The organism is Kitasatospora sp. NBC_00070 (assembly GCF_045041205.1).
Lineage (GTDB): Bacteria > Actinomycetota > Actinomycetes > Streptomycetales > Streptomycetaceae > Kitasatospora.
The window spans coordinates 7,360,862-7,374,249 of the sequence record NZ_CP108247.1 but is presented as its reverse complement, the minus strand read 5'-3'; the positions used below and the strand labels follow the sequence as shown (position 1 = coordinate 7,374,249).

The 13,388-nt window shown below is 73.9% G+C and carries 14 protein-coding genes and 1 riboswitch; of the genes, 5 read left to right on the top strand and 9 right to left on the bottom strand.

Going from position 1 to position 13,388, the window contains the following annotated elements:
* The first annotated feature begins 163 nt into the window (after positions 1 to 163).
* On the top strand, positions 164 to 835 hold the full coding sequence (locus OHV05_RS33400; RefSeq protein WP_405021048.1) for a hypothetical protein: 672 nt from the start codon (positions 164 to 166) through the stop codon (positions 833 to 835).
* Between the two features lie 28 nt (positions 836 to 863).
* On the opposite strand, the gene OHV05_RS33395 is transcribed toward OHV05_RS33400, so the two are convergent.
* The 4 genes from OHV05_RS33395 to OHV05_RS33380 form a co-directional block, all read right to left on the bottom strand.
* Positions 864 to 1,844: an NAD(P)-dependent alcohol dehydrogenase gene (locus OHV05_RS33395; protein ID WP_405021047.1), complete on the bottom strand. Its 981-nt coding sequence runs from the start codon at positions 1,842 to 1,844 to the stop codon at positions 864 to 866.
* Positions 1,841 to 2,077, bottom strand: coding sequence for a helix-turn-helix transcriptional regulator (locus OHV05_RS33390; RefSeq protein WP_405021596.1), 237 nt, complete (start codon positions 2,075 to 2,077; stop codon positions 1,841 to 1,843). Before OHV05_RS33390 ends, OHV05_RS33395 begins: the two co-directional genes overlap by 4 nt.
* A complete protein-coding gene (locus OHV05_RS33385; protein WP_405021046.1) occupies positions 2,074 to 2,502 on the bottom strand; it encodes a hypothetical protein in 429 nt (142 codons plus the stop codon). The genes OHV05_RS33390 and OHV05_RS33385 overlap by 4 nt, the downstream gene beginning before the upstream one ends.
* 155 nt (positions 2,503 to 2,657) lie before the next feature.
* Positions 2,658 to 4,013: a DUF4190 domain-containing protein gene (locus OHV05_RS33380; protein WP_405021045.1), complete on the bottom strand. Its 1,356-nt coding sequence runs from the start codon at positions 4,011 to 4,013 to the stop codon at positions 2,658 to 2,660.
* Between the two features lie 134 nt (positions 4,014 to 4,147).
* Between OHV05_RS33380 and OHV05_RS33375 the strand changes: the two genes are divergently transcribed.
* Complete coding sequence (locus OHV05_RS33375; RefSeq protein WP_405021044.1) at positions 4,148 to 5,059, top strand: DUF2797 domain-containing protein; 912 nt, start codon at positions 4,148 to 4,150, stop codon at positions 5,057 to 5,059.
* Between the two features lie 9 nt (positions 5,060 to 5,068).
* Here the strand turns inward: OHV05_RS33375 and OHV05_RS33370 are convergent, their stop codons facing one another.
* The 3 genes from OHV05_RS33370 to OHV05_RS33360 are packed head-to-tail and all read right to left on the bottom strand — an operon-like array spanning position 5,069 to position 7,997.
* The gene (locus OHV05_RS33370; RefSeq protein ID WP_405021043.1) at positions 5,069 to 6,091 is read right to left on the bottom strand and encodes an ABC transporter substrate-binding protein; all 1,023 of its coding nucleotides are present in this window, start codon (positions 6,089 to 6,091) and stop codon (positions 5,069 to 5,071) included.
* Positions 6,092 to 6,121: 30 nt separating this feature from the next.
* The gene (locus OHV05_RS33365) at positions 6,122 to 6,892 is read right to left on the bottom strand and encodes an ABC transporter ATP-binding protein (protein ID WP_405021042.1); all 771 of its coding nucleotides are present in this window, start codon (positions 6,890 to 6,892) and stop codon (positions 6,122 to 6,124) included.
* A 25-nt stretch (positions 6,893 to 6,917) separates the two neighbouring features.
* The gene (locus tag OHV05_RS33360; protein WP_405021041.1) at positions 6,918 to 7,997 is read right to left on the bottom strand and encodes a FecCD family ABC transporter permease; all 1,080 of its coding nucleotides are present in this window, start codon (positions 7,995 to 7,997) and stop codon (positions 6,918 to 6,920) included.
* 125 nt (positions 7,998 to 8,122) lie between these two features.
* Positions 8,123 to 8,244, bottom strand: a riboswitch (cobalamin riboswitch).
* A 117-nt stretch (positions 8,245 to 8,361) separates the two neighbouring features.
* Between OHV05_RS33360 and OHV05_RS33355 the strand changes: the two genes are divergently transcribed.
* Together OHV05_RS33355 and OHV05_RS33350 are read left to right on the top strand one after the other, a co-directional pair.
* Entirely contained in the window at positions 8,362 to 9,276 is a 915-nt protein-coding gene (locus tag OHV05_RS33355; protein WP_405021040.1) for an SDR family oxidoreductase, read from the top strand.
* 86 nt (positions 9,277 to 9,362) lie between these two features.
* A complete protein-coding gene (locus tag OHV05_RS33350) occupies positions 9,363 to 9,908 on the top strand; it encodes a hypothetical protein (protein WP_405021039.1) in 546 nt (181 codons plus the stop codon).
* A 15-nt stretch (positions 9,909 to 9,923) separates the two neighbouring features.
* Here the strand turns inward: OHV05_RS33350 and menC are convergent, their stop codons facing one another.
* Both menC and OHV05_RS33340 read right to left on the bottom strand, forming a co-directional pair.
* Positions 9,924 to 11,096, bottom strand: a complete 1,173-nt coding sequence (menC, locus tag OHV05_RS33345; protein ID WP_405021038.1) for an o-succinylbenzoate synthase — start codon at positions 11,094 to 11,096, stop codon at positions 9,924 to 9,926.
* Positions 11,097 to 11,153: 57 nt separating this feature from the next.
* A complete protein-coding gene (locus OHV05_RS33340) occupies positions 11,154 to 12,716 on the bottom strand; it encodes a UDP-N-acetylmuramoyl-L-alanyl-D-glutamate--2,6-diaminopimelate ligase (protein WP_405021037.1) in 1,563 nt (520 codons plus the stop codon).
* Between the two features lie 119 nt (positions 12,717 to 12,835).
* On the opposite strand from OHV05_RS33340, the gene OHV05_RS33335 reads away from it, so the two are divergent.
* A complete protein-coding gene (locus OHV05_RS33335) occupies positions 12,836 to 13,348 on the top strand; it encodes a protein phosphatase (RefSeq protein WP_405021036.1) in 513 nt (170 codons plus the stop codon).
* The last annotated feature ends 40 nt before the right edge of the window (positions 13,349 to 13,388 follow it).

The window sequence follows — 13,388 nt, the reverse complement described above, 5'->3', positions numbered from 1 at the left end:
CCCTCCCGGGGCCGGTCGGGCGTCCACGATGCCCCCCTGACCTTGCAGAATCCTTGCAGCGGACCGCGAGGTCACAGCTCGGCCACAGCCCGCGCCGAAGAGCGGTCAAGCCGGCCGCCCGGAGCCCATCCTGTAGCCACTGAGACGACTACGGGGGGAACCGATGGTCAAGCGGGGGCTTCGGTGCGCGCTGGTCCTGGCACTGGTGGTGGTGCTGGCGGCCTGCGGCACGGGCAGCAAGAACAAGAAGAAGCGCAGGGGCTCCGACGACCGGAGCACCGCGACGGCGACCGCCTCGCGCTCGTCCACTCCGGCGGCGGAACGGGTGCTGGCCTCGCCCTCGCCGTTCACCATGCGCGGGGACCTGACCGTCAGCTACGAAGGCTGCCGCCCCGGCCAGCAGGTCGAGTTCGGCTGGCGCGACCAGCGCACGGGGCGCAGCGGGGTACTCGGCTCGGCCGTGCCCTGCCAGGGCGCGAACGCCCTCCTCCGGCTACCGCAGTTCGCCGGCCCGTCAGCCGGCCGGTGGGAGGTGACCGGAAAGATCTCCGGTGGCGGGTCCAAGTCGACCACGCTGACCACCCACCCGGCCCTGGTCACCCCGCAGCAACCCAGGCAGAACGAGGAGTCGACCCTCGCGTACTACGGCTGCGACCCCGGCTCCCCGGTACCGATCACCGTCCGGGGCGCCGGCCCGGACGCCACCCCGAACCCGACCTGCAAGAGCGACGGCAGCGCCGTGGCCCTGGTCAGGCACACCGCCGCCGGCGTCGTCACCGTGACGACCGCCGAACCCGGCGGCACCCCGATGACCGCCACCTACACCGTCCGGTGACCACCTCGCGGCCTCCGCAGGGGCGGCCTCAGTCCGTCCGGACCTGGATCGCCAGCTTGCCGCGCACCTGACCCGCCATCAGCCGGGCGACCGCCGCCGGGACTTCGGTCAGCGGGTAGGTCCGGTCCAGCGCGGGGGTGACCGTCCCCGCCTCGATCAGCTCCCTGAGGACGTCGAGGTCGGCGTACCGCTCCTTGGCGAGCAGGCCGAGCAGGCGCTCGCGGAGGAAGGGGGAGAGCAGCAGGGCCCGCAGCTGCCGGTCGTTGCCGCCGATCCAGCGGCCGCCGTTCTCGCCGCCGACGATGACCAGGGTGCCGTGCGGGTTCAGGGTGCGGCGCAGCAGGGTCAGCGAGCGGTTGCCCGCGATGTCGAGCACCAGGTCGTGCCGGTGGGTGCCGTCGGTGAAGTCGGTCCGGGTGTAGTCGATCACCTGGTCGGCGCCGAGCGCGCGGACCAGGTCCGCCTTGCCGGGGCTGCAGACGGCGGTGACCCGGGCGCCGAGCGCCTTGGCGAGCTGGACGGCGAAGCTGCCGACGCCGCCCGCCGCGCCGATCACCAGCACGGTCTGACCGGGCTTCAGACGGCCGGCGTCGCGCAGCGCCTGGAGGGCCGTCGCGCCGGAGATCGGGACGGTGGCGGCCTGGGCGTGGGTCAGGTTGGCCGGGCGGTGGGCGAGCTTGGCCGCCTTGGCGCAGGTGTACTCGGCGAACGAGCCGTCGGCGATGCCGTACACCTCGTCGCCCGGCCGGAACCGGGTGACTCCGGGGCCGACCGCCGTCACCCGGCCGGAGACGTCCAGGCCGCGTATCCGCCGCTTGGGCGCCCGCAGGCCGAAGCCCGCCGCCCGGATCAGGTAGGGCAGTCCGGCGGTGAGGTGCCAGACCCCGGGGTCGACACCGGCCGCGTGCACCTGGACCAGCACCTCGCCCTCGCCGGGGACGGGCGGTTCGGTCTCCTCGACCCGCAGGACTTCGGGCGGGCCGTAGACGTCGTGCAGGACAGCCTTCATGAGCTGGTGTCTCCCTCGGTGCCGGTGGGGTACTGGAACACGTCGTCGAGCGGGACGCGGAACACCTGGGCGATCTGGAACGCCACCTCCAACGAGGGCGAGTAGCGCCCCTGTTCGATGGCGATGACGGTCTGGCGGGTGACCCCGATCCGGCGGGCCAGTTCGGCCTGGGTCATCTCGCCGTGGGTGAACCGCAGGGTGCGGATCACGTTGGTGACCCTGGTCGGCTTCACCACGGGTGGAACCCGAACCGGTAGGCGGCGATCTTCGCGCTCGCGCCGAGCAGCGCCGACAGGACGAAGGCGAGGTAGATCGCGTTGGCGATCCAGAACCGGTCCTGCCCGGCCATCGCCAGGCCCATCCCGGCCATGCCGCCGATCGCCATGAAGGACTGGCCGACGTACTCGCCGAACCGGTGGATCTCCCGGTCCCGCTGGTCCCGGACGTTCTCCTCCCGGGGGGAGAACGTGGAGACGGCGGTGTGCAGCACGATCGAGGCCACGATCCCGCCGCCGATCGACCACAGCAGCGCGGCCACGTAGGGCGCCTGGGTCAGGCCCAGCCCGGCGGGCCGGTCCAGCACCACGGCCAGGTACGCCGTGTACGTCGCGACCGTGACCGCCAGCATGCACCAGGCGCGTTTCTCCTCGACTGCCATCCCGCTCCCCCATGTAAAGAAAACCCGACATCCGCAGTGTCAAGCAAGGCCGACACCATGTCAAGAATTCTGTACACCGATACCGAGAGCGGCACCGACGACGCCGCCCCGGTCCCGTACGGCGGGGACCGGGGCGGCGCGGAACGAACGGAGTGTCAGACCGTGGCCGGGCGGAGGTCCGGGGCGCTGGTCGGCAGCTTGAGCGCGTCCCGGAGCTTGGTGTCCGCCGGCCCCCGGAGCAGGTCCTCCAGCTCCATCGCCTCGTCGGCCAGCAGGCCGGGGTCGGTGCCCTTCCGGATCTTCTCCGCGTGCACGATCACCTGGTCCAGTTCGGCCTGCAGCGGCGCCACCTTCGCCCGGGTCCCGTCCGACCACGGAACGCCGTTCAACCGGCTCTTCTCCGTCTCGGCGGCGCCGATCAGCCTGCGGGCCCAGTCCTGGTAGACGCCCGGAGTGGCCTCCTCCGGCTCGTCCAGCGGCCACTGGTCGACGACCTGGTTCAGCTCACTGGAGGCGTCCAGGTAGCCCCGCTGCTCGGCCGTGGCGGCGGTGACGTCCTGACGGAGCGTCCGGGTCAGGCTCTCCGTCGACTCGAAGACGCACAGGCCGAACCGCTTGCCGCCCGACCGCCAGGAGGTGCGGTCGGGGTAGAGCGTGGTGACGTCGACGCCCCGGGGGACGGCCACGTAGTCCGCCGCGTACTCGTACTGCCGGCCGACGCACCCCTTCGAGATGGTCTCCTGCAGCACCGTCTCCCCCGGGTAGGCGGCGCCCTTCGCCTCGTAACCCGGCACCGGGACCGCCCCGAACACCTCGCCGTGGTGCGGCTCGCTGCACGACACCACGGTGAACCGCTGGACCACCTTGCCCTGCTCCTCGGTCCGCTCCTGCACGCAGTCGCCCGGCTCCAGGCTGAAGACGTTGGTCGTGCTCCCGATGTCGTCGAAGTCGCCCTTCGCCACGAACACCCCCGCCATGCCGATGATCAGCAGGCCCCACAGGCAGGAGAGCACGATGCCGGCCACGGCCAGCCCCTTGCCGCGCTGCGGACGGCGGCGGATCTGCCCGAGCGCACCGATGCCGAACCCGAGGCCGAGCACCCAGAGGAAGCACCCGAACCCGAGGATCCCGAGCACCAACGAGGTGATCGCCAGCCCGTTGGTCCCCTGCGGTGGCGGCGGCGGCCCGTTCCAGTACCCCTGGCCCCACGCGGCCGGCGCCCCGACCGGGTACCCGGGCGCGGCCGGCGGCGGGTACGCACCGGTCTGGGCGTACGGACCGGTCTGGGCGTACGGGCCGGTCGGCGGCGCGTACGGATCGGCGGGCGCCGCGTACGGGTTCGCCTCGGCGACCGGCGGCGCGAACGGGTTCGCGTCCGCCGGGGGCGCGTACGGGGAGCTCTCGGTGGGAGCCGGAGCGGGTGCCGGGGCACCGTCGGAGCCGGACGGCGGGGACCAGGCCGCCGAGCTGTCGGGGCTCGAACTGCTGGACGGGTCGGACTCGGACGACACGGTGGGACTCCCCCGGAGCTGCGGCGCCGGCGGGTCCGACGGCTGCGCGAATATAGCGGATCATCAGACCGCGCTCCCAATGGGATTCCGCCCTGCGGGACGGCTGTCGGTGGCAGGCCGTACGCTCACGTCCCATGACGAGCACCCCTGCGGCCACCGGCTGGACGGCCACCGGTCTGCGCTGGCGCGACGGCCTGCCCCGGCTCACCGCGAGCGCCGGGGCCCGGGTGCTGGAGCGCGAGGTCACCGCCGGTACCCGGATCGGCTGGACGGTGCTCGGCCCGCGCCGCTGCGTCGGGGTGCGGACGGCCCACCGGCACCACCCGTGCCCGCTCGCGGCGGAGCTGGAGCCGAGCGGGAAGGCGGGCCAGTGCCCGTCCTGCCAGGACGCCGACCAGGGGCTGGCGCTGGCCCGGGATCAGATCCTCGACGACGGGCGGACGTACCGGCTCTACCTGGCCTGGTTCGGGCCGGGGCTGGCCAAGGTCGGGCTGACCGCCGAGCAGCGCGGCACCGCCCGGCTGGTCGAGCAGGCCGCCCTGGCCTGGACGTTCGTCGCCCGGGGATCGCTGCCGGGCATCCGCCGGGCCGAGCTGACGGTGGCCCAGTCCGGGCTGGCCAGGGAGCGGTTCACCTCCCGGGCCAAGGTCGGCGGCTGGTGGCGGCTGCCCGCGCCGGACGAGCGGGCGGCGGCGGTGCACGAGCTGCGCGCCCGGGTGCTCCGGGTGCTGGCCGGCCACGGCGTCGAGCTCTTCCCGGCCGATCCGGTGACCGACCAGGTGGCCCTGTTCGGCCTGACCGCCGGGCCGCCCGCCGCGTACCGCGAGATCACCGCGCTCGGCCCCGGCGCCACCCTCGGCGGCACCCTGCACGCGCCGATCGGGCGCCACCTGTTCGTGACGCCCGATCAGGCGGACGCTCCCCCGCTGCTGCTGGACACCCGGCTGCTCATCGGCTGGTCCCTGCGGCCCACCCCGCTCGCCTCCTGCACCGGGCTCGCCGAGCAGCTCAGGGCGCGGCCGGTCGAGCAGGCCGCACTGTTCTGAGCAGCGGCGTCAGGGTGCGGGCACCGTCCGGAGGTAGGCCGCGAGCCGGGAGATCGCCGACGGGTTGCGCGGGCTCTCCACCAGGTCGACGTAGTCCAGCACGAAGATCCGGTCGTTCCGGACGGCCGAGACGTTGGCCAGCGGCGGGTACGACCTGAGGAACTGCCGCTTGGCGTCCGCGCCGGTCTCCCCGTAGTTGTTGATCACGATCACCTCGGGGTCCCTGGCCACCACGCTCTCCCACCCGACCGTGGTCCAGGAGTCGCCCAGGTCACCCATCACGTTCCGCCCGCCGGCCTTGCCGATGATCTGCTCGGGCGCCGCGAACCGGCCGGCGGTGAACGGCTTGTCCTGGCCGCTGTCGTACAGGAAGACACTCGGCCGCCGGGCGGGCGCCCCGGCCTCGACCCCGGCCACCTCCGCCTGGAACTCCGCGGTCAGCTGCCGGGCCTTCGGCTCGACGTCGAAGATCTTCCCGAGGTTGGCCAGGTCCGCGTAGAGCGCGTCCAGCGGCGGCATCACCCCGCGCGCCTTCTCCTTGCCGTTCCGGCAGGACTCGGTGAGGGTGTAGGCGCCGACCCCGAGCTTGCCCAGGCCCTCGGGGGTGAGCCCGGTGGTGTCGTTCCAGCCGTAGTTCCAGCCCGCGAAGACCAGGTCGGCCTTGGCGTCCAGCACCAGTTCCTTGGTGATCTCCTTCTTGGACAGCCACTTGGTGCGGTCGTACTCCGCCGCCCAGGGCACCTTCGCCAGGTCGCCCTTCTCGTCCGGCATCACGTAGCCCGCCATCCGGTCGGCCAGTCCGAGCGACAGCATCAGCTCGGTGATACCGATGTCGTTCGTCACCACCCGGGCCGGCTTGTGGTGGTACGTCAGCGGGGTGCCGCAGTTGTCGACGGTGACGGGGTAGTGCGGCGAACCCGCGCTCTCCGCCGAAGGGGTGACCTCGGCGCCGCAGGCGGTCAGGCCCAGGGCGAGCACGGCGGTGGCGGCCAGGGCGCGGCGGGGATGGGTGAGCAAGGTGTCCGTCCTCATCAGGGTGCGGTCGATCAGGGGTGCGGTGGATCAGGGGCGCAGTCGGTCGAAGAGCAGTTGGACGGCGCCGGTCACCGGGTGCCGCACCGGGTGGGCCCGGACCCCGAACACCTCGGCGAGCAGGTCGGGCGAGAGCACCTCCCCGGGCGGTCCCGAGGCGACGATCCGGCCGGCCGCGATCACGTACAGCAGGTCGCAGTGCGCCGCCGCGAGGTTGAGGTCGTGCAGCGCCGTCAGCACGGTCAGGCCGCTGGAGCGGACCAGCGAGAGCACCTCCAACTGGTGCGCGATGTCCAGGTGGTTGGTGGGTTCGTCCAGCACCAGCACCGCCGGCTGCTGGACCAGCGCCCGGGCGATCAGCACCCGCTGCTTCTCCCCGCCCGAGAGGCTCAGGAAGCCCCGCCCGGCCAGGTGCTCCGCCCCGACCTCGGCCAACGCCCGCGCGCAGCCCGCCGCCTCGTCCGGGCCGGGTGCGCCGAAGCCGCGCCGGTGCGGCAGCCGTCCCATCCCGACCACCTCGGCGACCGTGAAGTCGAACTCGGCCACCGTCTCCTGCGGCAGCGCGCCGACCCGGAGCGCGCCCTCCCGGGGCGTCAGGCCGTGCAGGTCGTCGCCGTCCAGCCGGACGGTGCCGGCCGCCGGGCGCAGCGCCCGGTAGACGCAGCGCAGCAGGGTGGACTTCCCGCTGCCGTTCGGCCCGACCAGGCCGAGCACCTGCCCGCTGGCGGCCCGTACGGTGACCTCGTGCACCAGCCTGGTCCCGGCCAGCTCGACCGAGACCTCCTCGATGTCGACGCGCATCAGCGTCCCCTCCCCCGGGCGGCCATCAGCGGCCGCCGAAGCTGTAGCCGCGCCGCCGCATCAGCAGCAGGAAGCACGGCACCCCGAGCACGGCGGTGACCACCCCGACCGGCAGTTCGGCGGGCGCCAGCAGCAGCCGGGAGACGATGTCCACCCAGACCAGCAGCACCGCGCCGAGCAGCGGAGCCACCGTCAGCACCCGCCGGTGGTCGGCCCCGACCAGCATCCGGGCCAGGTGCGGGACCATCAGCCCGACGAAGCCGATCGCCCCGCTGACCGCGACCACCGTGCCGGTGACGGCGGCGGTGACCACGAACAGCGCCCGGCGCAGCCGGGCGGCGTCCACGCCGAGCGCGGCGGCGGTCTCGTCGCCCATCGCCAGCGCGTCCAACTGCCCGGCGGAGTACCGCAGGTAGCCGAACCCGGCCAGCACGGTGCCGGCGGCGATCGGGACGGCGGCCCAGGTGGCGCCGCCCAGGCTGCCGAGCAACCACATCATCGCCGTCCGGGCCGCCTCGCCGCGTTCGGCGGAGAACACCATCAGCGAGGTGACGGCGGAGAACCCGTACGCGAGCGCGGTGCCGGTGAGCACCAGGCGCAGCGGGGTGAGGCCCTCGGCGGTCCTGGCCACCGCGTAGACCAGCACCATGGCGGCCAGCGCGGAGGCGAACGCGGAGGCGGAGAGCGCCCAGACGCCGAGCGAGGCGAACGCGCCGAGCAGCAGGACGGCGTTGGCGCCGACGGCCGCACCGGAGGAGATCCCGAGCACGAACGGGTCGGCGAGCGCGTTGCGCACCATGGCCTGGACGGCGACGCCGGTCACCGACAGCCCGGCCCCGACCACGGCGGCCAGCACCGTCCTGGGCAGCCGGATCTCCCACACGATGGTGTAGCCGGCCAGCTGGTCGGCGCTGATCCGACCACCCGTCAGACCGGCCCGCAGGTACTCCACCACCGCTCCCCAGCTGATCCCGGACGAGCCCAGCGCGACGCCGCAGACCAGCGAGACCAGCAGGGCGACGGTCAGCCCGGCGGCCAGCACCGGGGTCCGGGCGGGCGGGTGGGCGGCGGCCTTCGGCGTCGGTGCGGCTACGGCGGTGCTCACGGCTGCCTTCGGTCGGGCCGCGGGCGTACGGGACGACGCGCCGGGGCCGCCCGGTCGGCGCGGACCTGAAGGTCCGCGCGGGCGTGCCGTGCCGCATCCCCTCGCAGTCCGCGGCGAGTTGTCGGGAGGTCAGCGCCGCCGAGGGCGATCGGGCTCACGGACCCTCAGGGGCCCGTCCACCGTTGCGGGTCAGCGCCGGACTTCCACCGGACTTTCCCCTCGGGACGCTCTCGCAGCATAACAACACCGTCCGTCCCGGTAAGGGGTCAACGGCTGTGGTGCCCGGCACACCCGCGCGCTTCCGCCGACCCGGTCGGGCGGGCGCGTAGCGTGGCACCACCTGGAGCGAAAGGGCGTCGGCACCGTGACGACAGCACTCGACGGCAAGGTCGCGCTGGTCGCGGGGGCGACCCGGGGCGCGGGCCGGGGCATCGCCGTCGAGCTCGGCGCCGCCGGAGCCACCGTCTACGTGACCGGGCGCAGCACCCGGGGGCGGCGCTCCGAGTACGACCGCCCCGAGACGATCGAGGAGACCGCCGAACTGGTCACGGCGGCCGGCGGCCGGGGCATCGCGGTGGTGACGGACCATCTGGTCCCCGCGCAGGTCGCGGCCCTGGTGCAGCGGATCGACGGCGAACAGGGCCGGCTCGACCTACTGGTGAACGACATCTGGGGCGGCGAACGGCTCTTCGAGTGGAACAGCCCGGTCTGGGAGCACGACCTCGACAACGGCCTGCGCCTGCTCCGGCTCGCGGTGGAGACCCACGCGATCACCAGCCACCACGCGCTGCCGCTGCTGCTGCGCACGCCGGGCGGTCTGGTGGTGGAGATGACCGACGGCACGGAGGAGTACAACCGCACCCGCTACCGGGTCTCCTTCTTCTACGACCTGGCCAAGTCCGCCGTCCTGCGGATGGCCTTCTCACTCGGCCACGAGCTGGGCCCGCGCGGCGCCACCGCCGTCGCGCTCACCCCCGGCTGGCTCCGCTCGGAGCTGATGCTCGACACCTTCGGGGTCACCGAGCAGAACTGGCGGGACGCGATCGCCCGGGTCCCGCACTTCGGCATCTCCGAGACCCCTTCGTACGTCGGCCGCGCCGTGGTGGCCCTGGCCGCCGACCCCGACGTGGCGCGCTGGAACGGGCAGTCCCTGTCCAGCGGCGCACTCGCCCGGGTCTACGGCTTCACCGACCTGGACGGCAGCCGGCCCGACGCCTGGCGCTACCTGGTCGAGGTCCAGGACCCGGACCTGCCCGCCGACCCCACCGGCTACCGCTGACGGTCCGTCACCGGCACACCGTCCGGGGGCGACTTCCTCCTCGGTACCCCTTCCGGCAGCGCGCACGGATCGCCATGCTGGGCACCATGAGCGAACCCGAGGACGGCGGCGTCTTCCGCTGGGAGACCTACCGGAGCAAGTACGAGGGGTCGTCCGACTGGGGCGACTACGTGGTCGTCACCGTGGGACACGTGCTGACCGTCGGGGCGGTGGCGGTCGCCGCGCCCTGGGCGGCCCTGGTGCTGGGCGGGATCCTCGTGACGTTCTGGGGCGTGCTGCTGGTGCCGCCCTGGCTGGGCGAGCGGAGGGCCGTCGAGCGGGCCGAGATCCGGCCGGGGCCCCCGCCGGTGCTCGTGCTGGTGCGGGTCGACGGCCGGGAGAGCAGCCACCCGCTCGACTCGGTCGGCCGGCTGCAGCTGATCCGTACCGGGCACCGGTCCATGGACAATCCCGACGGCGGCCAACGGGTGCTCGAACTGCACGTGGGCGGCAAGGTCCACCGCACCCGGGCCGCGTTCGACCATCCGGAGCACGACCCGGGCCTGCTGGCGGCGGCACTGCGCCGGGCCTGCCCCGGTGCGGTCGTGGCGGAGTACGCGGACCGGAGGACGTGGGTGTCGGACAGCGAGTGACCGCCCCCACCGCGCTCAGGTCAGTACGGTGCTGCGCAGCAGGTGACCGCGCAGCGCATCCTGGTCGATCTCGACGCCGAGGCCGGGGCCGGTCGGCACGGCCACCGTTCCGTCGTGGGCGCGGATCGGCGGCTGCACCACGTCCGTGCGGAAGTACCGGTCGGAGCCGGAGAGGTCACCGGGGAGGGTGAAGCCGGGCAGTGCGGCCAGGGCCAGGTTCGCCGCCCGGCCGATGCCGAACTCGTGCATCCCGCCGCACCAGACCGGCACGCCCGCCTGCTCGCACAGGTCGTGGACGGCGCGGGCCTCGGTCAGGCCGCCGAGGCGGGAGACCTTGATGTTGACGATCCGTCCGGCCCCCAGGGCGAGCGCGGTCCGGGCGGTGTGCACGGTGGTGACGGACTCGTCCAGGCAGACCGGGGTGGCCAGTTCGCGCTGCAGGCGGGCGTGCGCCAGCAGGTCGTCGGCGGGGTAGGGCTGCTCGATCATCGCCAGGCCCAGGCCGTCCAGCTCCCGCAGCACCGCGTGGTGCGAGGGGTGGTCCCGGTAGGCGCCGTTGGCGTCCACCTGGAGCGGGGTGTCCGGGAAGCGCTCGCGGACGGCGGCCACCGGTGCGGCGTCCCAGCCGGGGGCGATCTTGAGCTTGACCCGCCGGTAGCCCTCCGCCACGTACCGCTCGACCTGGGCGAGCAGTTCCTCGACGCCGGGCTCGATGCCGAGGCTGACCCCGACCGGGACGGCGGCCGCGGTGCCGCCGAGGGTGTCGGCCAGCGAGCGGTCCTGCCGGCGGGCGAACAGGTCCCAGCAGGCGATGTCCAGTGTCGCCCGGGCGAACCGGTTGCCCTGGATGTGGCCCCAGGCCGTCGGCAGGTCGGTGGGGTGCTGCCAGCCGGCGCCCAGCAGGGCCGGGGCGAAGTAGTCGGTCAGCGCGTTCCAGCAGCTGCGGAGGTTCTCCGGCCCGTAGAACGGGTCGGTCGGGCTGGCGCACTCCCCCCAGCCGGTGGCGCCGTCCTGGTCGGTGACCCGGGCCAGGATGTGGTCCAGGTGGTCCTTGCGGTGACTGCTGGTGGTGAACGGGCGGAGCAGCGGCAGCCGGACCACGAACAGGTCGACGCGCACGATCCGGATCGCGTCGACGACCGTCCCGGGTACGGGTATGGCGAGGGGAAGGGCGGGTGAGACCAGCAAGAGTTCTCCGAGGTCGGGTGAGTCGGGGGCGGGCCGGGGTGCGACCGAGAGAGCGGCCTAGCCGCGGTCGGGCTCACCGGTGGACCGGGCGGCCGTGATCGCGGCGCCCAGCACCGCCCGGTCGTCGAAGGGCAGGCTGACGGCGCCGATCTGCTGGCCGCTCTCGTGACCCTTGCCGGCGATCAGCACGGTGTCGCCGGCCACCGCCCGGGCCACGGCGGCGGCGATGGCCTCGGCCCGGTCCGGGACGACCAGCAGCTCGGCCCGTTCGGCTGCGGGCACGGCGGTGGCCCCGGCCCGCATGGTGGCCAGGATCGCCAACGGGTCCTCGGACCGGGGGTTGTCGGTGGTCAGCACGGCGGTGTCGGCGAACCGGGCGGCGACCCCGCCCATCACGGACCGCTTGGCGGTGTCCCGGTCCCCGCCGCAGCCGATCACCACGTGCAGCCGTCCCGGGGTGACCGCCCGAAGGGTCGTCAGGACGGCCTGCAGCGCGTCGGGTTGGTGGGCGTAGTCCACCACCGCCAGGTACGGCTGCCCGGCCTCGACCCGCTCCACCCGCCCAGGTACGCCGGTCACCGCGCCGATCCCGGCCACCACCCGGTCCAGCGGCAGGCCCGCCGTGACCAGGGCCGCGACGGCGCCCAGCGCGTTGGCCACGTTGTAGCCGCCGGGCAACGCGATCCGGGCGTCCGCCCCGGCACCGTCGGGGCCGAGCACCCGAAACGTCGAACCGTCCGCCCGCAGCAGGACGTCCACCGCCCGCCAGTCCGCACCGGGGTCGCCCTCGGCGGAGAACGTCACCACGGGCACCCCGGCCTCGTCCTTCAGCCTCCGCCCGTACGGGTCGTCGACGTTGACCACCGCGCGCCGGCAGCGTTCCGGGGTGAACAGGACCGCCTTGGCGCGGTAGTAGTCCTCCATGTCGGGATGGAAGTCCAGGTGATCGTGCGTCAGGTTGGTGAACACCGCGACCTCCAGCACCAGCGCGTCCACCCGGCCCAGCCGCAGCGCGTGGCTGGACACCTCCATCGCCAGCGCGTCCGCGCCGCGCTCCGCCAGCACCGCCAGCAGCGCGTACAGCTGCGGCGCCTCGGGGGTGGTCAGCTCACCGGCGAACCGTTCGGCACCGAGCCGTCGCTCCACCGTACCCAGCAGGCCGGGGGCCCGGCCGGCCCCGACCAGGCCGCCCTCCAGCAGATAGCAGGTGGTGGTCTTCCCGTTGGTGCCGGTCACGCCGAAACTCAACAGGCCCTCCGCCGCCCGCCCGTAGAACCAGCTGGACAGCTCCGCCAGCCGCGACCGCAACCCGGTCACCACCAGCACCGGCACCCCGCACCCGCCCAGCCGCTCCGCCGCGGCCGCCTCCGCCAGCACGGCCACCGCCCCGGCCGCCCGCGCCGCCCCCACCGCCTCCCGGACCTCCACCCGGCTGTCGGGGAGCACCACGTACAAGTCCCCCGGCAGGACCGCCGAATGACTGTGCGTGATCCCCGTGACCGGGACGTCACCCGAAGCCCCTGGAACACCCAGGAGCCCGGCTATCCGTTCGAGCGGGACGGTGTGCAGGCGCTCCGGACGAGGCAGGAGCGCGGCGGGGGAGCTTTCGGTTCGTGACACGCCCCTGACGTTATCCCTACGAACGGCCCGCGCGAACACCGATCACCCCGAAGGCCCGCCCGAGGGAACGCGGAACTCCCCGCCCCGCCCCGCCGTTGGCGCTGCGGGAGGGTGAGGCGATGAGGACGCGCAGGAAGGACCGGCACGTACCGGGCCCCGAGGAGCCCTGGAACGAGATCGTCCCGGGCCTCTGGATGGGCGGGCACATCTGGACCGACTGCCTGGGGGACCTCCAGTCCGTGGTCGTCGGGTCGGAGTTCGACCTGGTGGTCAGCCTCTTCTCGGCCCCCGGCCACGGCCCGTCCCCCGACGTGGAGCACCTGGTCGGCACGATGCCCGACGAACCGCTCACCGCCGCCCAGCTCCGCACGGCCGCATCGCTCGCCACCGCCGTGGCGGACGCCGTCCGCGCCGGCCGCACCGTCCTCGTCCGGTGCCACTCCGGCTACAACCGCTCGGGGCTGGTGATCGCTCAGGCCCTGGCCGGCCTGGGCCACGACATGGACCAGGCGATCACCCTGATCCGCCGCCGCCGCTCCCCCGCCGCCCTCAACAACGAGACCTTCGTGCAGTACCTCACCACCGGCCTGCACCTGGCCGCCCAACTCAGCGACCTGACCGCCCACGCCTGAACCGCCCTTCCCTCTAACGGAGTTCAGCCGGACGGTGGCA